Annotated in this window: 19 protein-coding genes; 18 read left to right on the top strand and 1 reads right to left on the bottom strand. The window is 60.0% G+C overall.

All coding sequences use genetic code 11. The features are described 5' to 3' along the window. The first annotated feature begins 36 nt into the window (after positions 1-36). The 17 genes from BUC26_RS16895 (at position 37) to BUC26_RS16975 (ending at position 21071) form a co-directional block, all read left to right on the top strand. Positions 37-507, top strand: coding sequence for a division/cell wall cluster transcriptional repressor MraZ (locus tag BUC26_RS16895; RefSeq protein ID WP_073377887.1), 471 nt, complete (start codon positions 37-39; stop codon positions 505-507). Beyond that, a complete protein-coding gene (rsmH, locus tag BUC26_RS16900; protein WP_073377889.1) occupies positions 507-1406 on the top strand; it encodes a 16S rRNA (cytosine(1402)-N(4))-methyltransferase RsmH in 900 nt (299 codons plus the stop codon). The genes BUC26_RS16895 and rsmH overlap by 1 nt, the downstream gene beginning before the upstream one ends. A gap of 16 nt (positions 1407-1422) precedes the next feature. Further along, positions 1423-1788: a hypothetical protein gene (locus BUC26_RS16905; RefSeq protein ID WP_073377891.1), complete on the top strand. Its 366-nt coding sequence runs from the start codon at positions 1423-1425 to the stop codon at positions 1786-1788. Between the two features lie 12 nt (positions 1789-1800). Beyond that, positions 1801-3708: a PASTA domain-containing protein gene (locus BUC26_RS16910; RefSeq protein ID WP_073377893.1), complete on the top strand. Its 1908-nt coding sequence runs from the start codon at positions 1801-1803 to the stop codon at positions 3706-3708. Further along, on the top strand, positions 3709-6807 hold the full coding sequence (locus tag BUC26_RS16915; protein WP_084540730.1) for a UDP-N-acetylmuramoyl-L-alanyl-D-glutamate--2,6-diaminopimelate ligase: 3099 nt from the start codon (positions 3709-3711) through the stop codon (positions 6805-6807). A 14-nt stretch (positions 6808-6821) separates the two neighbouring features. Then, positions 6822-7901: a phospho-N-acetylmuramoyl-pentapeptide-transferase gene (gene mraY / locus BUC26_RS16920; RefSeq protein WP_073377897.1), complete on the top strand. Its 1080-nt coding sequence runs from the start codon at positions 6822-6824 to the stop codon at positions 7899-7901. Next, the gene (murD, locus tag BUC26_RS16925) at positions 7901-9292 is read left to right on the top strand and encodes a UDP-N-acetylmuramoyl-L-alanine--D-glutamate ligase (protein WP_084540731.1); all 1392 of its coding nucleotides are present in this window, start codon (positions 7901-7903) and stop codon (positions 9290-9292) included. Before mraY ends, murD begins: the two co-directional genes overlap by 1 nt. After that, positions 9289-10401: an undecaprenyldiphospho-muramoylpentapeptide beta-N-acetylglucosaminyltransferase gene (murG, locus tag BUC26_RS16930; protein ID WP_244155884.1), complete on the top strand. Its 1113-nt coding sequence runs from the start codon at positions 9289-9291 to the stop codon at positions 10399-10401. Before murD ends, murG begins: the two co-directional genes overlap by 4 nt. Positions 10402-10407: 6 nt before the next feature. Continuing rightward, positions 10408-11790 carry a UDP-N-acetylmuramate--L-alanine ligase gene (murC, locus tag BUC26_RS16935; protein ID WP_073377899.1) on the top strand — a complete coding sequence of 461 codons (1383 nt, stop codon included), beginning with the start codon at positions 10408-10410 and terminating at the stop codon, positions 11788-11790. A 10-nt stretch (positions 11791-11800) separates the two neighbouring features. Next, positions 11801-12751, top strand: coding sequence for a UDP-N-acetylmuramate dehydrogenase (gene murB / locus BUC26_RS16940; RefSeq protein WP_073377901.1), 951 nt, complete (start codon positions 11801-11803; stop codon positions 12749-12751). Beyond that, positions 12748-13746 carry a cell division protein FtsQ/DivIB gene (locus tag BUC26_RS16945; protein ID WP_073377903.1) on the top strand — a complete coding sequence of 333 codons (999 nt, stop codon included), beginning with the start codon at positions 12748-12750 and terminating at the stop codon, positions 13744-13746. Before murB ends, BUC26_RS16945 begins: the two co-directional genes overlap by 4 nt. Then, complete coding sequence (gene ftsA / locus BUC26_RS16950) at positions 13746-15026, top strand: cell division protein FtsA (protein ID WP_244155885.1); 1281 nt, start codon at positions 13746-13748, stop codon at positions 15024-15026. The genes BUC26_RS16945 and ftsA overlap by 1 nt, the downstream gene beginning before the upstream one ends. A gap of 117 nt (positions 15027-15143) precedes the next feature. Then, the gene (gene ftsZ / locus BUC26_RS16955; RefSeq protein ID WP_073377906.1) at positions 15144-16361 is read left to right on the top strand and encodes a cell division protein FtsZ; all 1218 of its coding nucleotides are present in this window, start codon (positions 15144-15146) and stop codon (positions 16359-16361) included. Between the two features lie 23 nt (positions 16362-16384). Continuing rightward, positions 16385-18181, top strand: coding sequence for a radical SAM protein (locus tag BUC26_RS16960; RefSeq protein WP_244155886.1), 1797 nt, complete (start codon positions 16385-16387; stop codon positions 18179-18181). Continuing rightward, positions 18174-19628 carry a sensor histidine kinase gene (locus BUC26_RS16965; RefSeq protein WP_084540732.1) on the top strand — a complete coding sequence of 485 codons (1455 nt, stop codon included), beginning with the start codon at positions 18174-18176 and terminating at the stop codon, positions 19626-19628. Before BUC26_RS16960 ends, BUC26_RS16965 begins: the two co-directional genes overlap by 8 nt. Beyond that, positions 19576-20268, top strand: coding sequence for an ABC transporter ATP-binding protein (locus BUC26_RS16970; RefSeq protein WP_208609822.1), 693 nt, complete (start codon positions 19576-19578; stop codon positions 20266-20268). The genes BUC26_RS16965 and BUC26_RS16970 overlap by 53 nt, the downstream gene beginning before the upstream one ends. Beyond that, positions 20265-21071 (top strand): ABC transporter permease, encoded by an 807-nt coding sequence (locus BUC26_RS16975; protein WP_073377908.1) that lies wholly within the window; start codon positions 20265-20267, stop codon positions 21069-21071. The genes BUC26_RS16970 and BUC26_RS16975 overlap by 4 nt, the downstream gene beginning before the upstream one ends. Before the next feature lie 556 nt (positions 21072-21627). On the opposite strand, the gene BUC26_RS16980 is transcribed toward BUC26_RS16975, so the two are convergent. Beyond that, positions 21628-22389, bottom strand: a complete 762-nt coding sequence (locus BUC26_RS16980) for a class I SAM-dependent methyltransferase (protein WP_161949874.1) — start codon at positions 22387-22389, stop codon at positions 21628-21630. A gap of 443 nt (positions 22390-22832) precedes the next feature. On the opposite strand from BUC26_RS16980, the gene BUC26_RS16985 reads away from it, so the two are divergent. After that, the gene (locus BUC26_RS16985; protein WP_073377911.1) at positions 22833-24557 is read left to right on the top strand and encodes an FAD-dependent oxidoreductase; all 1725 of its coding nucleotides are present in this window, start codon (positions 22833-22835) and stop codon (positions 24555-24557) included. Positions 24558-24564: the final 7 nt, after the last annotated feature.

Genomic DNA, 24564 nt, shown 5'->3' on the forward strand with positions numbered 1-24564 from the left:
CAAAGCGGTTGATAGTGGTTTTCCGTGGATAACCCCGTGGCCAGAGACGAGATAATCAAGAGCAGGTTTCGCAGCAGGTCCGAGCACGCGCTCGACCCGAAAGGACGGCTCAATGTCCCGAGCAGGTTCAGGGAAGTGCTGCACCATTACGGTTCTCCGGAACTGATGATAACCTCCTGGGGGACGTATCTGCGCGCCTATCCCGCCTCCGAATGGCAGATCATTGAAGACAAATTGCTCACCAGGGGCAGGGAAGAGCCGAATTTGTCGGGTTTTATCAGACACGTTGTGTCCGGCATCAGCGAATGTTCTTTGGACAAACAGGGCCGCCTGTTGATACCGGCGCCGCTCAGGGCTGAAGTCGGTATCAGTAAAGATGTGGTCTTGAATGGCATGCTCGAATTCGTCGAGATCTGGGACAAAGACGCCTGGCTTGCCGAGTTCAACCGGACCCGGGATAATTTCGATCAATACAACGACAGCCTGGCCAAACTCGGCATTCTCTGATGGAGGGCACCATCCATGGAACGACTCACCGACCGGTTTTGCTGGCAGAAACCATCGGGATGCTGGCCGTGGTGCCTGGTGGCCTCTATGTCGACGGCACGCTCGGACTTGGCGGGCATAGCCGGGAAATTTTGGAGCGGAGCGCCCCGAACGGCAGGGTCATCGCCTTTGAATGGGACGAAGCGGCGATTGCCCGCACCGAGATCGCGCTCGCGTCGTTTCGGGAGCGATTGATCATCATGCGTCGCAATTTCCAGGAGATTGATGCCGGTCTGGCGGAAGCCGGCTATGACATGGTCAACGGCATTATGATCGATATAGGACTCTCATCGTTGCAGCTTGACAGCGGTGATCGCGGCTTCAGCTTTCGCTTCGACGAACCGCTCGACATGCGTATGGATCGGCGCCGGACACTCACTGCGACGACGCTCCTGGCTTCGGCGACAGAGCAGGAGCTAGCTGACATTTTTTATTATTTTGGAGAGGAGAAGCAGGCCAGACGAATTGCCGGATATCTCGTCGAGGAGCGACGGCGGCAGGCGATAACCACCACCGGACAGCTGGCCGAGCTGGTTGCCCGGGCCGTGCCGAAACCGTTTCATCCGCCGAAGATCCATGTCGCAACAAAGGTCTTTCAGGCAGTGCGCATCGCGGTGAACGACGAGTTAACCAATCTCGGCCGATTTCTCGATCGGGCCGTTCACCATCTGTTGCCCGGCGGGCGCTTATGCGTCATTTCCTTCCACTCGCTGGAAGACCGCATCGTCAAACGGGCGTTTGCCGGTGCGGCTGAATTGAAAGTATTGACGAAGAAACCGATTGTGCCGGGAAGAGAGGAAATTGGGGCTAATCCGCGATCACGCAGTGCACGTTTGCGGGTCGCCGAACGATTGGCTTAAGCAACAGGGGGAAGATATGAACTATCAAAATTCATGTACCATCGGGCGACCGGTATTTCAGCCGGGTTTTACCCAGCGTCGCGGCCGACGGCGGGCCTTTGAGTTGCCGGGCGGCGCCATGCTGTGGCTGGCGGCGGTGAAAGTTGCGCTGGTAGCGGTCGGTGTCGCGCTGATTGTCAACCTGTGGCTCGGCCATGCCGTCTCAACCGTTCGCCAGGATATCGCCACCATTGCAGAGCACCAGCTGGTTCTTAAAGACGAGCAGATGGCCTTGCTGGCCGAGCGGGCCGGTTTGATGTCTGAGCAACAGGTTCAACGAGAAGCGGGAAGCAGACTGGCACTGTTTGCGCCGGAGCAGGATCAGGTACTCAAGCTTCGCTAAGCCGACGACACGATGGTCAAGCGGTCCCGTCTGCGAACAAAACAGGTCGGAAGGCGGCGACTGGTCATCATCGTACTGATCACCTTAGTTTGTATCGGCGCTGCCTGGTATGTCAGCAGGTGGCAACCGGAATTCTGGCACCGTATCACCGGTTATCTGGCGGTGGAACAAGACCGCGACACTCGATCCCGGGAATCTGTCCGTGGGACGATTTATGACCGGAATTACCAGGTATTGGCCGTTTCCTACGAGCGCGTTTCGGTGTATGCCACCGTCCGTGAAATTCCCGATCTGGCCGCCGTGATCAAGCCGCTATCCACGGTTCTCGGGATTCCGGCCGAAGATATTGCCGAGCGGCTTGGCGCCGGGAGTCCCAGAATCTGGCTGGCCAGGGATATCAGCCAGGAACAGGAAGAGCTGATCACCGACTTGGCTCTGCGCGGCGTCTATCTGCATCGGGAATTTGTCCGCCACTACCCGGAGAGAGAGTCGGCGGCGCATCTCGTCGGGTTTGTCGAGCGGGATACCGGTCTGGCCGGTATCGAGCAGTTTTACAACCGGCTGGAGCGGAAATATCGACTCGATAAGCGAGGGGTTGAAACGCTGCCGTTGGTTGCAGATGGCCACCCCGGTGTCGATGGTCGGCATCTGCTGTTGACTCTTGATCTGAAGATCCAGAGGATACTCGACAACCATTTGGCATCTTATGTAAATCTTCCGTCAGGCAGCAAACGGGGAATCGTCGTTATGGAAGCGGCCACCGGCGCCCTGATCGGCTACGCACAGACACCTTCATTCGATCCGAACAGGTTTCATACCTATCGGGAGGAACTGTTTGCCGATATCTTTGACGAGATGATGGCCGTTCCTGAGCCGTTCAAGGTCTTTCTTCGCGAGATTTCCCTGCTGGCAAGCCAGCCCGAAGGTGCCGGCGGCCTGCTGCCGTGGAGTGTTGTCACGGAGCGTCGCAAGCTCGGTGTGCAGCTACAGTTGTGGGAAAAACTCGGCGTCGGCAACCGCGAAGGGTATGATTTCACCTCGTCTTCACAAACGGTGTCGGAGCGGGTCTCGTTCGATCCGCCGCAGGTGCTGCTGCCGGACTACGAAACGGTCCCGGTGATGCAGACGCCGCTACAATTGTTGACGTCGATCACCCGCAGCGTCAACGGCGGTGTCGGTGTCACCCCTCATGCAGCCGATCGCCTGGTGCTGCGGCGCAACCAGAGCGAGTATCTGCTCGAGAGTTTCGGTGATCCCGGTAAACGGGACGTGATCGACACTTCGCTGACGCCGGAGTTGCGTCGCTTATTTCAGGCAATGGGGCAGGCCGGCCCTGTCGATTCGCGCCTGTTGTCGGGGACGAGCACTTCGTATCGGATGAACGGCGGCATGAACTCTTTTCAGCAACATCACCTCTCCTTGGCGCTGGTCCCGGCCGAGCGCCCGGAGTTGGTGGTGCTGGCCGTCGGGTCGGACCCCGGCTACCTGACCGAGAAGAAGGATGCGGCCGATCTCGATCGGAACGTGCTGTCGCTGATTGCGCCGGTAATAGCGCTGCAGCGGGTAATGAAGAATCTCGCCGATATGATGAGCCCGGGAGACCAGGCCGGTATCAATTACCGCTCCGTGGTGGGTGCCGACTCGGCTACGGCTCCCGTTCGGGACCAGGCGTCGGAGGAGACAGAGCTGAACCGGCTGGAGGTGGTCATGCCGGAGCTGGACGGCATGAGTCTGCGGAAAAGTTTGCGCATCCTGCAAGCAGCGGGCATAACCGTCCGGGTTCAGGGGACGGGGCGCGTGGTCGATCAACGGCCGGAAGCAGGTTCGCCGTTGTCCTCCGGGGCGCAGGTCCTGCTCATGCTCGAGCAGGATCGGGTCGATGCCGACTTTAAGAACGATCCGGCTTCGGGGGTGCGGTGAATGGCCATAATAGACGATAAAGGCAGGGCACGGGCAGGTGGTGATCAACAAAAAGCTATGCATCTCTCCGAACTCATCGAAGGCATCGATTATCGCTGCCGTTCACGGCGAGGGCCGGAAGGCCTGGTCATCCGGGGAATCAGCGCCGATTCGCGACGGATTGGACCGGCGCATCTGTTCATTGCACTGAGCGGCGGGGCCAGCGACGGCCATCGCTTCATTGCCGAAGCTCTCCACGCCGGCGCGGTGGCGGTGCTGGTAGACCGTGAAGACCTGTTGGGGCACGACCAACTGATTGCCGACACCTGTATCCTGGTGGTCGATGATGCCCGTCTGACCCTCGGGATTTTGGCCGCGCGGTTCTACGGCAATCCGGCGGAATCACTAACGCTGATCGGCATTACCGGAACCAACGGCAAGACAACGGTTTCCTATCTGCTCGAACACGCCCTGAACCAGGCCGCGCTAAAGGTCGGAGTAATCGGTACGGTCGAATATCGTTATCGGGGAGAAGACGGCGGACTGATCCGCTACCCGGCGCCGTTCACCACGCCCGACCCGCTGCAGCTCCATCGTATCCTGCGCGAGATGGTTGACGGCGGGGTTACCCATGTGGTGATGGAAGTATCCTCCCATGCGCTGCAGCAGCAACGCCTCGGCCCCCTTGATTGCGCGCTGGCCGTGTTCACCAACCTCAGTCAGGATCATCTCGATTACCACCCCAGTATGGAGGAATACTGGTCGGCTAAGGCGCTGTTGTTCGAGCGTCATCTGCACGCCGGTGCTTATGTCGTCGTCGTCCTGCCGGAGGATCGACAGAGCCCGCAGGCCGGCTGGGCCGAACGGGTGCTGGCGCGATGCCGGACCCTGCCGGTGCAATTGCTGACCTGCGGCGGCGATGCTGCGCAGATCCGCCTGCTCGAGTCGCACTCGACGCTGGCCGGTTCGGAAATGGTGTATCGCGGGTTGCAGGGCGTGCAGCGATCGCTTTCCTCGCCGTTGGTAGGGCGCTTCAACATGGACAATCTGCTGGCCGCATTGACGGCGCTGACGGCCATGGGGTTCGACGAAGAAACCGCCGGCCGGCTGCTCAGCAGCGCGCCGGGCGCCCCGGGTCGGCTGCAGCGTATCGAGATGGCCGAGCGACCAGGCGGCCAACCAACCGTCTTTGTCGATTATGCCCATACGCCCGATGCGCTTGCCAACGTGTTGGCTACCCTGGCCGGGGTGCCGCATCGAACGCTTTACTGCCTGGTCGGTTGTGGCGGCGATCGGGATCGGAGCAAACGTCCGTTGATGGGCGGGATCGCCGCTACCCTGAGTGATGTGACCATCGTCACCGACGACAATCCGCGCAGCGAAGAACCGGCATCGATCCGGTCCCTGGTTCTGGCCGGTGCGCGCGATAGCGGGGTGCCGATCCATGACCCCGACTGGCTGACGCGACGCGGCGAGGCGGGCAAGGGCTGCGTCGAGATCGGTGACCGCCATGCCGCCATCGAGCTTGCCGTCGCCGTTGCCGGCCCCGGAGACATTGTGCTCATTGCCGGCAAAGGACACGAGCGGTACCAGATCACCGCCGCCGGCAAGCGATTTTTCGACGACTGTCTGGTTGCGAGCGAGGCCGGAATGCTCTGGGATACGGCGACACTGGCCGCGGCAGTCGATGGCCGTCTCGTCCGTGACGTGGATCGCCCCTCTCGGCGGTTTTCGACAATCTCGACGGACAGCCGAACCATCGGCGGGCAGGATGTCTTCGTCGCCCTGAGCGGTGAAACGCACGATGGCCACGAGTATCTTATCCAAGCCGTCACCAATGGCGCCGGTTGTCTGGTCGTGGCTGATGCCCGGCGGGCCTCCGGGTTGCCGGCCGCCTGCATAGAAGTCGCCGATACGCTGACCGCGCTCGGTGATCTGGCCAACTGGCGCCGCAAGGCCGTGCAGCGACTACACAATCCGGTCGTGGTCGGGTTGACCGGCAGTTGCGGCAAGACCACGGTCAAAGAGATGACGGCGGCAATTTTTTCCTGTCGCTGGCCTGATCGGGTTGACCGACCGCCAGGTAGAGTGTTGAAGACGAAAGGAAATTTTAATAACCTGGTCGGGCTGCCCTTGTCCCTGCTGCCGTTGACCACACGTCATCGGGCGGCGGTGCTCGAGATGGGCATGAACCGGCCGGGAGAGATTGCCCGGCTGACGGAGATCGCCGACCCGGATATTGCCTGTATTACCAATATCCATGGTGCCCACCTGGAAGGGCTCGGCTCGATCGATGGCGTGGCCAGGGCCAAGGGAGAATTGTTCGACACGGTCGACCGGCGGGCGGTGCTGATCGTCAATCTCGATGACGAGCGTGTCATCGCCTGCGCCCGGCGCCATGATCGGGTCACCGTCGGGTTTTCGGTGCAACCCGGCCGACGGCCGGTCGATGCGCTGGTATGGGCGGCAGACAGCGTGGCCGATGGGGCCGGCTTACTGACATTTAGGTTGCATGTCGGTAAACAGCAGGCGCGGCTGACGATCCGGGCACCGGGACTACATAACGCGGCCAACGCCTGTGCCGCTGCGGCCATTGCCCATGCCGCCGGTATCGATCTGGCCTGCATCGTCGCGGGACTCGAGTCCTTTCGCAGTGGCGCCAACCGCATGCAGGCTGTCCAGACGCACGGTGGCATCCAGATTCTCAACGACAGCTACAACGCCAATCCGGCCTCGATGTCGTCGGCACTGGAAACCCTGGCCCGGCTTGCATCCGCCAGACGGGCGGCGCTGCTCGGCGATATGTTGGAACTCGGCGCCGATGCCCCCGGCCTGCACGAAGCGGTCGGGCTGCAGGCGGCGCGGCTGGGTATTAATTACCTCGGCCTGGTCGGCGGGTTTGCCGAAGACATGAAGCGTGGCGCGCTGGCCGGCGGCATGCACGACGAGGACATCGTTGTGCTGCAGAGCAGGGAAAGAGCGGTTGACTGGCTCAGTGAGCTGGTGCATAGTGCACGCTTACAAACGGGAGACTGGGTTCTCGTCAAAGCGTCCCGGGGGATTGCCCTGGATACCGTTGTCGAGGCCTTTGTCGATCGCTGCCAACAGGACAATCCTTAGCCACCACATATTCCATGCTCTACCATCTCTTCTATCCATTGCACACCAGTTTCATCGGGTTCAATGTTTTTCGCTATATTACCTTTCGCTCGATTTCCGCCGCAGTGACCGCCTTTGTCATCGTTCTGATTCTCGGTCCCTGGTTCATCAGGACCATGCGCCGGCTACAGATCGGCCAGGTGGTCAGGGACGACGGACCGGCGACGCACCTGGCCAAGCAGGGGGTGCCGACCATGGGCGGTCTGCTCATCCTGGCCGCCATCCTCGGTTCCTCGCTGCTCTGGGCCCGGCTCGACAATGTCTATGTCTGGCTGATTCTGGCAGTCACCGCTTTCTTCGGCATGATCGGCGCCCTTGATGACTATCGCAAGGTGAGCCGGAAATCCAGCGCCGGACTCAGCGCCGGTTGCAAATTGTTTATGCAGTTCGCCGGAGCGGCGGCGATCGGTCTGTTCATCTATCTCTACCCCGGCTTCGACGGTCATCTGAGCGTGCCGTTTCTGAAGAATATCCGGCCTGATCTCGGCTGGTTCTATATTGTTTTTGCCATGATCGTCATTGTCGGTGCGTCAAACGCGGTCAATCTGACCGACGGCCTCGACGGTCTGGCCACCGGCCCGACCGTCGTGTCCGCTGCGGTTTATCTGGTTTTCTCCTATATTGCCGGACACCTCTATATCGCTCAGTATCTCCAGGTGCCCTATGTCGCCGGCAGCGGCGAGCTGTCCGTTTTCTGCGGGGCGATGGTTGGCGGTTGTCTCGGTTTTCTCTGGTTCAACGCGTATCCGGCCCAGGTCTTCATGGGTGATGTCGGCTCGCTGTCGTTGGGCGGAGCGCTTGGGGCCGTGGCGATCATCATCAAGCAGGAAATGCTGCTGGCCATCGTTGGCGGCGTTTTTGTGATGGAAGCGTTGTCGGTGATTCTGCAGGTCGGCTACTTCAAGATGACCAAAGGCAAACGAATTTTCCTGATGGCCCCGTTCCATCACCATTTCGAAAAAAAAGGGTGGCATGAGACGAAGGTGGTCGTCAGGTTTTGGATCGTGTCGATTATTCTCGGCTTTCTGGCCATTGCTACTCTGAAGTTGCGCTGATGACCGAAAAAAACACCATAACTCCGGGCATGACAGCGGCGGTGGTTGGTTTCGGCCTGGCCGGCCGGGCGATGGTTCGCTATCTCAGCGGGCGTGGCGCTCGGGTGTTGGTGTCGGACGCGCGGCAGGAGTCGGCACTCGCCGAGTCGGAGCGGGCCGTGCTCTCTTCCTGCGTTGCCGAACTCGAATGCGGCCGGCACAGCGCCGATTTTCTGAGCCGGGCCGATCTGCTCGTCCTCAGCCCGGGGGTGAATCCGGCGCATCCGGCTATTGCTGCGGTGCAACGCACGGGTGTCGAAGTGATCGGCGAACTGGCCATTGCCGCTCCGTTGCTGCGCCGCCCGGTAATCGCCATCACCGGCACCAACGGCAAGACCACGGTGACCGAGTTGATTGGCGCGCTGCTCGCGGCGACCGGCCGGTCGGTCTTTGTCGGCGGCAATCTCGGAACGCCGATCGGCTCATTGTTGCTCGACGAGACAGACTATGATGTGGTGGTTTTGGAGGTATCCAGCTTCCAGCTCGAGTTGAGCGGCGCCTTCGTGCCCCAGGTCGGGGTGTTGCTCAATATCACGCCGGACCATCTCGACCGCCACGGCTCGCTGGCTCGTTATGCGGCTGCCAAGATGCGGTTGTTGCAGGGCGGTCCAAAGCGGACCGAGGCGGTAATCAACGGTGAAGATCCGCAGCTGATCACCGCCCTACCGCCGCAATGGCATGGTTCGGCGGTGCGGTTCGGCACTCACCCTGATGCTGCGGCCAGCGTTGATGGCGAGCGGCTATGGATCGCTGACGCGGGCGGCGGGACAGTCTATGATCTGTCCGGCGCAGCGCTCAATACCGTTTCCGGCCGTTTGAACAGCGCCGCGGCGTTGCTCGCCGTCAAACGGTTCGAGATCGATCCGACCCTGGCCCAGCAGGTTCTAGTCTCGTTTCAGGTCGGCGCACACCGGATGCAGGTGGTGGATGATATCGATGGCATACGGTTTATCAATGACTCCAAGGCGACCAATACCGGAGCGGTCAGCAGCGGGCTCAGCCAGGCCGGCGGCCGGGTCGTGTTGATCGCCGGCGGCAAGGATAAGGGCGATGATTATCGGTTGCTGCGCGAAACCGTCCGGGAGCGAGTGACCAATCTGGTGCTCATCGGCGAGGCTGCACCGCAGTTGGCGGCCGCGCTTGGCGACCTGGTTCCGGTCCATTATGCCGCAAGCATGGACGACGCCGTCAGCCGGGCGGCGGAACTGGCCAGTCCCGGGGACACGGTGCTTCTGTCGCCGGCGTGTGCCAGCTTCGATATGTTTGACAATTATCAACAGCGCGGCGACTGCTTTGTTGCGGCAGTCCGTCGTCGCCGACAGGCTGATCAACGCCAGGCGGTGGCCTCATGAGCGCCATGACCGTCGGCAAACACGCCTTTCGTCTGCTGCTGACCGGTGGTGGCACCGGCGGGCACCTGTTTCCCGCCGTGGCCACCGCCGAGAAGCTGGTCAGCAGGTTGCCGGAGAGTGCCATTTTTTTCGTTGGGACAGGTCGCTGGCTTGATCGCCAACATCTGGAACGGTGCGGCTTTGCCGTGCGCACCATCCACAGCTATGGATTGAAGGGCAAACGGCCGCTGGAATTGCTCAAGGCGCTGGCGGTGCTGCCCGTTTCCCTGGTCGAGGCGTGCTGGCAGATCCTGCGTTTCCGGCCCGATGTGGTCTGCGGGGTCGGCGGTTATGTGACCGGCCCGGTGGTGGCGGCGGCCTGGCTGCTGCGCCGGCCGACCGTTATTCACGAGCAGAATTCGGTGCCTGGTCTGGCCAATCGGCAACTCGGTCGCTTCGTCGATCGGATCTGCATTTCACTGCCCGACAGTGCTCGGTTTTTCCCGGCCGGCAAGACTCAATTGACCGGTAATCCGGTGCGGGGACCGATTCTCGAAGTGATGCAGAAGCGGGCACGCCCCGCCGGCAATAACAGAACTCTGTTGATTCTCGGCGGCAGTCAGGGGGCTCACCGGGTCAACGAACTGGTGAGCGAGGCGCTGATCACCAGGGCCGAATCTCTGGGCGGGCTGCGGGTCATTCATCAGACCGGCGCCAGTGACGAGGCATGGGTCGGACAACGCTATCGCCAGGCCGGCATCGACTGCCAGGTCGCCGCCTTTTTTAACGATATGGCTGACGTGTACCGTCAGGCCGATCTGGTCGTGTCCCGGGCGGGAGCGACTACCCTGGCCGAGATCTCGGTGCTGGGCCTGCCGGCCATTCTTATTCCGTACCCACACGCCGCCGACGATCACCAACAGCGTAATGCCCGGTGGTATGCCGACAGCGGCGGGGCGGTGGTGTTCGCCGAGCGGGAGCTGACGGCCGAGCGGCTCAGCGAGCAGATCGCAGCATTACTTGGTGACCGGCACCACCTGCGGCAGATGTCGACGGCGATGGCGGGGCTGGGCATCGCCGATGCCGCCGACCGGATCGTCGATATTTGTCTGGCAGTCGCCGGGAGATAGGCTGATATGTATCAAAAAACTAAAAGAATCCATTTTGTCGGCATCGGCGGTATTGGCATGAGCGGTATTGCCGAATTGCTCGCCAACCTCGGCTATCGGGTCTCCGGTTCGGATCTGAGCCGGTCACGTATCACCGATCGGCTGGCCGAACTCGGCTGCACCATCCGCATCGGTCATAACCGGGAATGGTCGGCGGGAGCCGATGTGGTGGTCACTTCGTCGGCCATCGCCGCCGGTAATCCAGAGGTGGTGGCGGCGCGGGAGGCCGGCATTCCGGTGATCATGCGGGCGGAAATGCTGGCCGAGCTGATGCGCCTGCAGAAATACGGTATTGCCGTTGCCGGCAGTCACGGCAAGACCTCGACCACGTCGATGGTCAGCTGGATCATGGCCAGCGCCGGACTCGACCCGACCATTGTCGTCGGCGGCAAGGTGGATTGTCTCGGCGGTAACGCCAAGCTGGGTGCCGGGGATTTCCTGGTCGCGGAAGCGGACGAGAGCGACGGTTCCTTTCTGAAACTGTCGCCGGTCCTGGAGGTCATCACCAATATCGATCTCGAACATCTCGATTATTATCGAGATCTTGATCATGTCAAAGAGTCTTTCCTGCAGTTTATCGACAAGGTTCCGTTTTACGGGGCCGCCATCGTCTGTCTCGACGACCGGCATATCGTCGAAATCCTGCCCGAGATCGGCAAGCGGACGATCACCTACGGCTTGACCCGGCAGGCCGATTTTTATGCAGAGGATATCGTGTTTGCCGATGGCCGGGTTCATTTTATCGTGAAGCAGAACAACGAAGAACTGGGTCCGGTCGATGTGGCGCCACCCGGCCGGCACAATGTCTATAATGCGCTGGCGGCGATCTGCGTCGGCTTTGAACTCGGCATCCCCTTTGCTGTCATGGCCTCGGCACTGGGATCCTTTGCCGGCGTCCAGCGGCGTATGGAGCGCAAAGGTGAAGGGTGCGGCATCAACGTTGTCGATGACTACGGTCATCACCCCACCGAGATCCGTGCCACGCTGACGGCGATCAAGCAGGCCTGGCCGGACAAGCGTTTGATCGTGCTCTTTCAACCGCATCGCTACAGCCGGACGAAAGGGTTGTTCAACGAGTTCCTTACCTGCTTCCACCTGGCCGACGAACTTGTCATGACCGACATTTATGCCGCCAGTGAAGAGCCGATCGAAGGGATTACCGGCGAGGCCTTGCTCGCCGAGATTCGTCGTCACGGCCAACGCCATACGCGCTATATTGCCGATGTCAACGACATTGCCGTGGCGATCAGAGACGAGTTGCGGGCCGGCGATCTGGTGTTGACCCTTGGCGCCGGTAACATCGTCAAGGCCGGCGAGGACTTGCTGGCCCTGCTTGACCCGCAGGAGTGAAGAGAAAACGATGACGCTCAGTTCCTCCCAGAAAGCAGCGTTGACCAGGGCGGTCGGTGATCGTTCGATCCGATGGGACGTGCCGTTGGCATCCCGAACGACCTATCGGATCGGGGGACCTGCCGATGCCCTGGTCACGCTGCTTGCTGTCGAAGAGCTGCAGCGCGTGTTGGCGCTGTGTCGGAGCGAAGGATTGAGGTGGAAGGTCTTCGGCCGAGGATCGAATATTCTGGCGGATGACGATGGTTTTCGCGGGGTGATTATTGTACTTGAGGGAAAGTTCAAGTACATTGTCAGGCAGGGAACTGCAAGCGAACGACAGACAATTGTTCACGCCGGAGCGGCGGTCGGGCTCCCCCGGTTGGCCGACTGGTGCAGCACTGAAGGGCTGAGCGGCCTGGAGTTCGCTGCCGGCATACCGGGTTCGGTGGCCGGTGCGGTGATCATGAATGCCGGGGCCTGGGGTGAGGACATGGCTGGGGTGGTTGCTGCGGTCGAATTGACCGGCGCCGAAGATACCCTCGTACTGGACGGGCACCAGTTGCGGTTCGCCTATCGCTGCTGTGAGAGCCGGTCCGACTGGCAGGCCGATCGAGTTATCAGCGCGGTGCTGGTCAGATTGAAACCTGAGAAACAGAAGGTGATCAAAAAGCGGATGAGTCAACTCCTGGACAAGCGGCGATCTTCTCAGCCGTCGGGACTTCCCAGTGGTGGCTGCGTCTTTAAAAACCCGCCCGGAATGAGCGCCGGCCGGTTGATCGATGAGGCCGGACTGAAGGGCGCCCGGATCGGTGATGCCCGGGTCGATGAGACCCACGGCAACTTCTTCGTCAATTGCGGTGCGGCTCGGGCAGCAGACATCCAGGCGCTGATGGAGTTGGTGTGTGAGCGGGTGTATCGGCACAGCGGTGTCCGACTGGAGCCGGAATTGGAATTTCTATCGGCGGAGGCGGGCATATGAAGGCGTCCCTGCCGACCCGGATTCGTGAGATGTTTCGCCGGTGGCGCGCCCGGCGGCGAATCACCACCGCCTCTCCCGCTGCCGGCCAGTTCGTTCGGCTGGACAGCCGGGAGCAGCGCCTGAAGAAGAGTCTGCTGAAGAAGCTCAATTCCTATTGGGCGCAGAAAAAAATGGTCGTCCGGGAATCGTATGGATCAGAGCGGCGCGGCGGGGTCAAATGGCGAAGCAGTCTACTCGTCGTTTGTCTGGTGCTGGCCGCGGTGGTCTTCGTCACCGGCAAGGGGCCGGGCGGTCTGCTCGGACTGTTGGAGTCCATCGACTATTTTCGTCTGGCTGCCATTGATGTTCGTGGCTGTCACGCTGCTTCCGAGCAACGGGTCCGGAGCGCCGCCGGGGTGTCTGTCAATACGAGCCTGATCACCATCGATACCGAGCGAATCGCCTCGGCCGTCGTCGCTGCAGACCGGTGGATCAAGGACGTTACTATCGCCCGGCACTGGCCCGATCGGTTGGTCATCAAAGTGAGAGAATACCGGCCTTATGCCCTGATAACGATGGCAGACCAGGACGGCAATCGGCTTGCTTACCTGGATCGTGACGGTACGCCGTTTTTGCAGACGGATGCCGGTATGGATCTGGACTACCCGGCGGTGACCGGCCTGGAACAGGAGGTGGATGACGAACGCCGGCGGGAGAGTTTGCGCGAGCCTCTGTCCTTCCTGCATCTCGTTGGTGCCAACAATCCCAATCTGCCGGCCCAGTCGGTATCCGAACTCCATGTCGACGAAGAGGAGGGACTGGTCGTCTACCTGGTAGAGCATCCGTTCCCTATTTTTTTCGGCAGCGGCGAGATCAGGCAGAAGTATATCAGATTACGGCAGGTGCTCGAGGTGTTGTATAAACCGAGGAAGTCGGGGATGGATATCGCCCGGGTCGCCTATATCAGAATGAACTATTTGCAAGACAAGGTCATCGTCGGATACAGAGAGTCTTGATGAGTACGAGTATGGAAGAAATCAGCGAACAGCAGTCTGAGCAGCTTGAAGATTCAGCCGATCGACAGCGCCGGGTCGACCGTGGCGATCTCGTCGTCGGTCTCGATATCGGCACGACCAAAATCTGCTGCGTGGTCGGGGAGGTCTTCGACGACGGGATCGATATCATTGGTGTCGGTACAACGCCGTCACTCGGCATGCGCAAGGGAGTGGTGGTCAATATCGAATCAACCGTCTCTTCGATTCGCAAAGCAGTGAAAATCGCTGAAGATATCGCCGGTTGTGATCTCGAGGCGGTTTACGTCGGGATTGCCGGCAACCATATCAAAGGATTCAACAGTCCGGGCATCCTGGCGATCAACGGCCGGGAGATCAAACAGGCCGATATCCAGGAGGTCATCAACGGGGCGCGGACCGTCAAGATCTCGGAAAACCAGCAGGTCATTCACGTTCTGCCGCAGGAATACATGGTCGACGACCACACCGGCATCCAGAATCCGCTCGGTATGACCGGTGTCAGGCTCGTAACCAATGTCCATATCGTCACCGCCGATATCGGTGCCGTACACAATCTGGTCACCTGTTGCAACAAAGCGGGCCTGCAGGTGGCCGATCTGGTGCTCGAGTCGATCGCTTCGGCCAAGGCGGTGCTGACGCCTGACGAGACGGAACTCGGTGTGGTGCTCGTCGATATCGGCGGCGGCACCACCGATATCGCGGTCTTTTACGAGGGTACCATCAGGCATACCTGTGAGCTGGGGCTCGGCGGCCACAACCTGACCAACGACCTGTCGGTCGGGCTGCGTACCCCGTTGGCAGAGGCCGAGCGGCTCAAGGAAGATTACGGCGGCGCCTTGTCCTCAATCATCAAACCCAATCACGTGGTTGATGTTCCGTCGGTCGGCGATCGCGAACCACGACGGGTGACCCAGAAGGTGCTGGTCGATATTATCGAGGCCCGGATGATCGAAATCCTCGAGATGGTTGATCGGGAACTGTCCGTGTCCGGTCAGAAGAATCGAATCAACGCTGGTGTCGTTCTGACTGGTGGCACGTCGCTGCTTGCCAACCTTGTCGATCTGGCCGAACAGATTTTCGATTTACCGGTACGGATCGGTTATCCAACCGGCGTCGGTGGTCGGGTCGATGATATTTACACCCCACGCTGCACGACCGGTGTCGGCCTGGTCATATACGGCCGGGAGCACCAGTTATCCGGGTTGAACAGGGAGACGGGCGTGATGGACAAAATGAAAGGGTGGTTTAAAAAAATCATGTGAGGCGAGAATTTTTGTTTCTTCGTGACACGGCGGATGATATGGTTTGTAATTATATGAATTTGCTGATTATCTTTGGTGTAATTTCCGGGAATCAGAAGATATTGAAGGGAGATCGGTATGCCGTTCAGAATGGCTGAGACTGAGAGTGTGGCATTGGTAAAAGTGATCGGCGTTGGCGGCGGTGGTGGCAATGCCATCAATACCATGGTGACCAACCGGCTGCAGGGTGTGCAGTTCATTGCCGCCAATACCGACAAGCAGGCGCTCGACCAGTCGAAAGCGGACATCTGTCTGCAACTCGGCCCGAGCATTACCAAGGGGCTCGGGGCGGGTGCAGATCCGGAAACCGGAGCGCAGGCGGCGCTGGAATCGATCGAGGACATCAAGCAGGCCCTGAAGGGCAGCGATATGATCTTCGTCACCGCCGGCCTCGGAGGCGGTACCGGGACCGGGGCGGCGCCGGTGGTGGCCAAGGTCGGCAAGGAACTGGGTGCCCTGACTGTGGCGGTGGTCACCAAGCCCTTCAGTTTCGAGGGCAAACATCGCCGGCGAAACGCCGATGAAGGATGGAACGAGCTGCAGAAATATGCCGATACCATCATTACCGTGCCCAACGACCGTTTGCTCAGCCTGATGCAGAAGACCTCCAAGCTTTCCGATATGCTGTCGCTTGCCGATACCGTATTGCTCCAGGCCGTCAAGGGGATTACCGATCTGATCAACGTGCCGGGGCTGATCAATGCCGATTTTGCCGACTTGCGTACGGTGATGAAGGAGGTCGGTCCGGCGATCATGGGGTCTGCGTCGGCTATCGGCGAGAATCGTGCCGCGGAGGCGGCCAAACGTGCCATCGATAACCAATTGCTCGAAGATGTCGGTATCGACGGGGCGCGCGGTCTGCTCATCAACATCTCGGCGACCGAGGAGAGCTTCACCATGGCCGAGTTCATGGAGGCATCCGCGTTGATCCAGGAAAAAGTCGACGAAGATGCCAAGGTGGTGATCGGCGCGCTCTACGACGATTCACTCGGCGATGAGCTGCACGTGACGGTGATCGCCACCGGGGTCGGCGACGTGCGCCAAAAACAGGAAACCATCGCCCAGGTCGATGACCTGCCGCGCAAGCACCAGCGTGTGGAGAGCGAACAACAGGGCTATAAGCCGGCGCCGGCCAACCGGCCGCAGCGGATCGCGGTGCTGCCCAACTCCAATTTCGAAGCGTTTGATAACCTCGGGCCGGGACGCGGTTCCGAACGCGAGGAGCGGCCGCGCACCGACGGCTGGCGTGAGGATTACTTGGAAACGCCGACCTATCTCAGAAAGAAGGCCAATTAAGACCGCCGGCTCGACATGATTCCTTGAATCGGAGCAAACGCAGGGGACAGCCGAAAGGCGGCGGGACTTCGGCCGGCGACGACAGGTCGTGGCTCGACCAGGAAAAGGGCACGTTCCTGAAGAAGTGGACGGGACGTTATCCGGTTGCGCTTATCTACCCGAACAGCTACCGGATCGGCATGTCGAGCCTCGGGTTGCAGCTGGTCTACCGGTTGCTCAACGATATCGACCGGATCGTCTGCGAACGCATTTTCCTCCCCGAGACCGGCGAGCTGCCGCTCTCCATCGAGTCGGGGCGACCACTCGACAACTTCCCGGTCCTGCTTTTTTCAATCAGTTTCGAACACGACTACATCAATCTGCCGGCCTTGCTGCTGGCTGCCGGGCTCGAACCGCTCGCTGAAAAGCGGCCTGAATCGTTTGCACCGGGGGCTCCGCTGGTTGTCTGCGGGGGTGTGGCGACGTTTATGAATCCGGAGCCACTGGCGCCGTTTGTCGACCTGTTTGCACTCGGTGAGGGGGAAGTGTTGATCCCGCACTTGATCGAGAATCTCCTGCAGTGCGGCGACAGGCGGAAGTCGCTGCTGTGGGAGATGAATCGGCATCACCGGGGGTTTTACGCACCGCGATTCTACCGGCCGGTCTACGACGGGCAGTCGCGCCAGCGGGCGCTCGAGTCGCCACCCGAACTGCCGCCGCGTATCGCCCGGGTCCATCTTGGCACCACCGATGCCGCCGGTCACTCGGAGCTGCTGACCGGGAGGACTGAATTTGCCGACCTGTACTTGACCGAACTCGGTCGCGGTTGTTCACGGGGATGTCGTTTCTGTACCGCCGGCTTCATCTACCGACCGCCGCGGCTCTGGGATACGGCGGCCGTGCTGCGTAGCCTGCGACACCGACCGGAGGGTATCGAGCGGGTTGGCCTGGTCGGCATGGAAATGACCGATCCGCAGACCCTGCAGGCGGTGGCTGAATATCTGAGTGAGGTCGGTTGTGCGTTGTCGTTTTCGTCGCTGCGTGCCGACCGTATTTCCGACGAGATTATCGCCGTGCTTGCCGACAGCAGGCTCAAAAGTGTGGCCATTGCCCCGGATGGTGCATCGCAGCGTCTGCGTTTGGTGATCAACAAGGGGCTCAGTGAGGATGACCTGTTGACGGCGGCTCACCGACTTGCCGCGGCCGGCTTGACCAAGTTAAAGATCTATCTGATGATCGGTCTGCCCAGTGAAACGGAGGACGACCTGCACGAATTCGTCGACCTGCTCGACAAGATCCGCGAGCAGGTTCTGACGGTCGGCCGGAAGCGCGGGCGGGTGTGTGAATTGCTGGTGTCGGTCAATTGCTTTGTGCCGAAACCGTGGACTCCGTTTCAGTATCACCCCTTCGGCAGCAGCCGGCAATTGGCGACGGAACAGACCATTTCAGGCAGCGGTGCGATCGGGCTGCTGCGCGACAGGAAATCGCTGCTCAAGCGGGCGGTGGCCGGGCGAGCCAACGTGCGGATCAGCTTCGACGGTCCCGACCAGGCGCTCTTTCAGGCCGTGCTGGCCCGTGGCGACAGGAGACTGGCAGCGGTCTTGCTGACCATGGCCCGGTCGGGTATATCTTGGAGGCGGGCCATGAAACAGCACGACTTGACCGAGGAATTGTTCGCTACCCGACAATACGGTCCAGACTCGTTCCTGCCGTGGCAGGTGGTCGATCAGGGGATCGCTGAGGCATACCTCTGGGCCGAGTATTGCCGGTCCTTTACGGCCAAAACGACACCGCCCTGCGACACGGCGCGGTGCAGGCGATGCGGAGTATGCCATGACTGAAGGGGGAGCTGGAAACAGAGCACAGGCCGGCCGGCCGGAGAGTCTCGACACCGGTCTGCAGCCCTTTATTCTCGTCAAGTATTTCTCGTTTTCAGCCCTCGGGGTGTTTCTCATCTTCACGCTGGTGCTTTCCTGGATTATCTCCAACCATGCCCGCAATGTCATGCTCAAGCAGAGCGAGGACTACTCGTTGCTGCTGGCCGGCAATCTCAACCAGCAGGTCTTTCGCCGTTTCGTACTGCCGGCGGTGGTCCGCTACGGTCGGATCGCGCTGCGTAACCCGGAGCAGTTCGAATATCTCGACCGGATCGTTAACGGGCTGGTGCAGGGACTGGCCATCGATTCGGTCACCATTTACGATTCGAGCGAAAATATCATTTCCTATTCGACCGTAGACGAGTTGGTCGGCATGCGCGACCGCGGCGGCATCGAATACGAGAAGGCCCTTGAGGGCGTCGCCAATTCGCGGTTCATTTACAGCGGGTCGATCTGGAGCCTGTTGTCGACGGAGCCGAATGTCAGCTGCCAGCTGAAGACCTTCATCCCGTTTCGCCAGGTGAAAGAGAGCGGGGAAGAGGGTGAGGCGATCATGGGCGTCATCGAGATCGTCAAGGATCTGTCCCGGGACTACACCGCCATCCTGAAACTGCAGAGTCGCATCATCATGGTGTCGAGTGTCGTGATGACCATACTCTTTTTGGTATTGCGGACCATTGTCTGGCGGGCCGGTAAGATTATCGAGAAGCGTACGGTGGAGAGGCTCAAACTCGAGGAGCAGCTTAACCGAACCGAGCGGCTGGCGCAGCTCGGGACCATGGTAGCCACCGTTTCCCATGAAATCAAAAGCCCGCTCGGCATCGTTCGCAGTACCGCCGACATCCTCAAGAAGCGGATAACCAAACTGGCTCCGGGCAACGAGAACCTGGCCCAGATCATCATCGACGAAACGACGCGACTCAACACCATCGTTACCGAATTTCTCGATTTCGCCCGTCCTCAGGAACCGAAATTGCAACCGCACGACCTGAATCAGATTCTACGGCGGGCCATCGGCTTCATTCGTCCCCTGGCGGAAGAGAAAACCATAACGATAACCGAAGATTTGGGAACGGAGACGATCTACAAACAGGTCGATGAAGACATGATTTACCGGGTCTTTCTCAACATCCTGATCAACGGTATCCAGGCGACGGAGGGTGGCGGTACTGTCCGGGTATCAGTAACACGGAACGAGGACGGCAGGGCCATCGTCCGTATCACCGATACGGGCAGCGGTATGTCCGAAGAGATGGTGGACCAGATTTTTCAGCCGTTTTTTACCGACAAGCGTAAAGGGACCGGTCTCGGTCTGGCAATTGCCCATAACAGTATCGAGCGTCACCATGGAGAAATCCTTGTCGACAGCAGCGAAGGAGTCGGGTCGACCTTCACCATCATCCTTCCCTGAAGCGTCGGGACTGGTCGTCCGCGATCTGCGTTTCGGCGACAACGGACCGTATCGGTTCAGCATCGGTCCGGGCCGATGTCTCGGCGTCAGCGGTCCTTCCGGTATCGGCAAGTCGTTACTGCTGCGGGCGCTCGTCGATCTCGACCGGCATCAGGGTGATGTATTGCTTGGCGGGCGTTCCTGCGAGTCGTATCCGGCACCGCAGTGGCGCCGACTGGTGGCCTTGGTGCCGGCCGAGCCGAGGTGGTGGTATCCCGAGGTCGGCCGGCATCTGCCGCCGGATTCTGATGCCGAAGAGGTCACGGCCCTGGTTGAGGGCTGCGGCTTTTCCCGGGATGTTCTGGACTGGCAGGTCAGCCGGTTGTCGACCGGGGAGAAACAGCGGCTGGCCGTTGTTCGAGCCCTGATTCGCCGGCCGTCCGTATTGCTGCTCGACGAAACCGGTTCGGCTCTCGACGAGCAGGCCGGTCGCCGGTTGGAACAGGTCATTGCCGACTATCGACGGAACCACGAGGCACCGGTGCTCTGGGTCAGTCACGATCACAACCAGCTTGATCGGGTGGCCGATCACGTATTGCTGCTCGGTCGTGATCGTCTTCAGATTTCTCCGCTACCACGACAGGAGGCGGCCGGTCGATGAATGTTGCAACCCTTTCCGCGGTCGATCTGGCTCTTAGTGGTGGACTGATCCTGCTGCTTGCCGTCCTCAGTTTTTTCCTCAATCTCGGCCTTGGCCGGCGGCTTCTCATCTCGGCCGCCCGGATGACCGTGCAATTGCTGCTGATCGGCATGGTCCTGCAGGCGCTGTTTGCCAGCAAGACGCCATGGTTCATCATGTTGATTTCATCGGTGATGCTGCTCGCCGCCGGGCACGAAGTGCGGAGCCGGCTGAAATGCAAAATCAAGGGGCTCTTCGGATTCGGTGTCGGTGTCGGGTCGATGTTCGTCTCGTCTTTTTCGGTTACGGTCCTGACCTTGATTGTTATCCTCCAGCAGGATCCCTGGTATGATCCCCGCTATGCTATTCCGATTCTCGGCATGTTGCTCGGCAATACCATGAATGGTGTCGCTCTGGCCGCCGACCGGATGACTACGATGTTTTACGAACAGCGGGAGTTGATTGAGCAGCGACTGATGCTCGGCGAGACCTGGCACCAGGCGATCAGCGAATTACGGCGTGACTGCATGCGCACCGGCATGATCCCGATCATCAATTCCATGGCCGCTGCCGGACTGGTCAGCCTGCCCGGGATGATGACCGGCCAGATCCTCGGCGGCAGCCCGCCGGTCGAAGCCGTCAAATACCAGATCCTGATCATGCTGCTCATCGCCGCGGGTGCCGGATTCGGCGTGGTCAGCGCCATTCTGATGATCGAGCGCCATCTCTTCGACCATCGTCACCGTCTCTGCCTCGAACGACTGCTGCCCGGCGATCAGTCGTGAACAAGCTCGGATGTTTTCCTGATTTTCCACCGTGTCGGGTGACCGCTATGCCAATCTTCGGAGAATCGACCGATCTCCGACGGTAACGGTATTGCTCGATGATTGTTGTGACTTCCTGCCGAACGAGGCGTCGCTCAATAACGGCGGACCGATTTCACCCAAAATTTAAAATAATATGAATTATGTGTTGACGGGATGCGTGTTGCAAGGTATAGGGAACCACGGTCAGTGTGAATATAATAGAAAACGTATTACCGTCGATGGACGCAAGGCCACACAGCCTATTCCCTGCGCGACTGTCGAACGCTTCTGGCCGTCCGCCCCTTGAACCGGCAAAGCTGCGGAACCTCCACCGACTCTGCCAGCCGCAGCTTTGCCGGTCATTGAACGTTACACCATTTCCCCTTGGCTGTCAGGCCCAACCGGGCTGGCAGCTGCCGAGCCCGAATCTGCAGATTTTCATCTCAATAGGAAGCCGTTACCTTTTCCGACTGCACAATGTTCATGATCCTGCTGTTCATTGCCATGTCCCGGATCATCGTGCGCGTGCGAACTGCTACTCCGGTTTCCTTCCGGAAATGACGAATTGATGGCTCCCCAGATATTTCAGCCGTTTGGCGGAGACGATCCCCCAGATCTGTCGCTCAACGCTCCGGTTTACGCAAATGTCGATATAGCCGAGGTCGGACATGATACCGATGTCCCACCTTGGTCTTGATACATGGGAACAGGGGAGATCGAGTGCATAGCCGGCAGCCAGATCATTGCCTGACCGGTGCCCCGTCCAGATCCGGTACAGGAGGTTCATGCACGAGGTCCACCAGTGAGCCGGGTGCCGGGTACGGTGATAACAGAACCAATTGCCGTCGATGATGACGACGATCCCGCCGGGTTTGTTGATACGCTGCCATTCGCGTAGAGCACCGGCCGGATCGATCAGGGTCCAGACGAGATAACGACTGACCACGACGTCAAAGCTGTTGTCGGGGAACGGTAGGCGCGACGCCTCGGCGCAGCAAAACGATACCGCTGTTGCCGGCGTGATCAGCGTGTGCCGGGCATTGTCCAGCATCTGCCTGGAAATATCGACCGCGGTAACCCGATGGCCCATCTCGAGCAACAGCCTGGTCATGATTCCGGGTCCGCAGCCGACATCGAGGATGTGCAATGACTCCGAGGTGCCGATGGAGCGGGAGAGCAGGTCCTTCCAGCGATTGGTGGTCGAGTTCCTGGCGAAATCCCGCCGGCTGGATTGCAGGTAGTCGCTGGCCCTCTCGTCCCAGTGTTTGATGATGCCGGGTTGGTCGTTTGTGGTCATGACAGCTGTTTTGCCGGCTGTACTGTTCGATTGTTTGCCGGGCCAGAGCCGGCCAGCCCTTCTGACCATGACGTTGATTTTCGTAGTCTGTTGTGACGTTTTGTCATGGGGGTTAGTTCGGAAAGTGACAGGATATCACGATACTGAATGTTTGCAAGGCTGGTGTGGCGACGGTGTTGGAGGCGGTATCTTTGTCTCGCTCGATTCCGGTCCCGTCACGGATGGTGGTTCGGACACTCATGATGGTGTGCGGAGCCCGCAGATGCCGCGGCCCGGTAACGTCACCCGCTCAAACCCGGTAACCTGTGGTTCCGGTTGCACGCATCACCAGTCGGGGTGACCGTGACGTGTGTTTCGATGCTTGCAAAAAGTGATTTCCGGTGTTCATATGCCACAAATCAAAATTGCGCATCATTTTTCAGGTAAGATATGAGGTGGAAATCATGAAACAGAAGGTGGTTGTTATCGGTGCGGTTGCTGCGGGCCCCAAGGCGGCTGTCAGGATCAAGCGGTTACAGGCCGAGTCGGAAGTCGTGCTGATCGATCAGGATACCTACATCTCCTATGGTGGCTGCGGTATTCCCTACTATGTGTCTGGCGATATTCCGGATGAAAAGGAACTTCGCTCCACCAGTTTTCATATGGTTCGGGACGAGCGTTTTTTCGAGAAGGCCAAAGGGGTTACAACCATGACCGGAACCCGGGCGCTGGCCATCGATCGACAGCAGAAAACCGTTCTGGTCGAGAACCTCAAAACCGGCGAGCAGCAGCAACTCAGCTACGACAAACTCCTGCTGGCCACCGGCAGTGAGCCGGTGGTGCTGCCCATCCCCGGGGTTGACCTGCCGGGAGTTTTCACCGTCAACGACCTGCATAAAGCGATTGCCATCAAGGACCTGATCGCCAAGGGCCGGATCGGCAAAGTCGCGGTCATCGGTGGCGGCGCCATCGGCGTCGAAATGGCCGAGGCGTGCAAGGATCTCTGGGGACTCGAGGTGGCCCTCGTCGAGTTCAAAGAGCAACTGCTGCCCAATTTGGTCGACTGGGAAATGGCGGAAATACTCGCTAAACATCTGCGGGACAACGGTGTTGATGTCTACCTGCAGGAAGGGGCCGTCGAGATTCTCGGCAATGAGGACGGCTGGGTCCGTGGTCTGCGGACGAACCAGCGCACCATCGAGGCGGATTTGGTGCTGATGGCCGCCGGGGTCCGTCCCCGATCGATCCTGGCCCGTGAGGCGGGGCTCAACGTATCCCGAGGCGGGGCGATTGTCGTCAACGAACACATGCAGACGTCCGATCCGGATATCTATGCCGCCGGGGATTGTGTCGAGATCACCAGCCTGGTCTCGGGCTCGAAGTTCTTTGCCCCGCTCGGCTCACTGGCCAACAAGGAGGGCCGGGTCGCCGGTGACAATATCGCCGGCATCCCTTCCGTTTTCAAGGGCGGCGTCGGCAGTTTCATCATGAAGGCCTTCGAGATGAGCATCGGTTCCGCCGGCCTCACCCTGGCCGCGGCCCGGGCCGCCGGTTACGATGCCGACTTGTCGCTGACATCGCCGAGCGATCGGGCCCATTTTTATCCGACTCAGGCGATTGCCTGCTTCCTGCTGGTCTTCGACCGTCGTACCCGTCGGGTGCTCGGCATGCAGGGAATCGGCCCGATGGGCGAGGGCATTCTCGCCCGGATTAACGGGGCTGCGCCGCTGCTCTGCGCCGGCGCAGCTATCGAGGATTTCAACAACATTGAAATGGCCTATTCTCCGCCGTTTTCGGCAGCCATCGATTCGATCAACGCCGCTTCCTATGTGGCCGAGAATATCTGTGATGGGCGGATGCGAAAGATCGACATCCGTGATTTCCTGGCATTCATGGAGAATCCTGACAGCCGGCCGGACTGGCTGCTCCTCGATGTGCGGCATCCACGTGAAGCGGAGCCTTTTGTCGAGCAGTTCGGCAGCGATCGCTGGCTGGCGCTGCCCTATGATGAAGTCCGAGAGCGCTATCGCGAACTTCCCAACGACAAGACGCTGGTTATCGTCTGTAACGCCGGATCGCGTTCTTACGAGACTCAGCTCTATCTCCGGCAGGTCGGTATCGAGCGGACCCTGGTGCTGGCCGGGGGCATGAATGTCGTGCGTCGGTTATCGGTCGACTGGCTACCGTAACGGGGCC

Origin of the sequence: Desulfofustis glycolicus DSM 9705, assembly GCF_900130015.1 — a bacterium.
In the GTDB taxonomy this organism is placed as follows: domain Bacteria; phylum Desulfobacterota; class Desulfobulbia; order Desulfobulbales; family Desulfocapsaceae; genus Desulfofustis; species Desulfofustis glycolicus.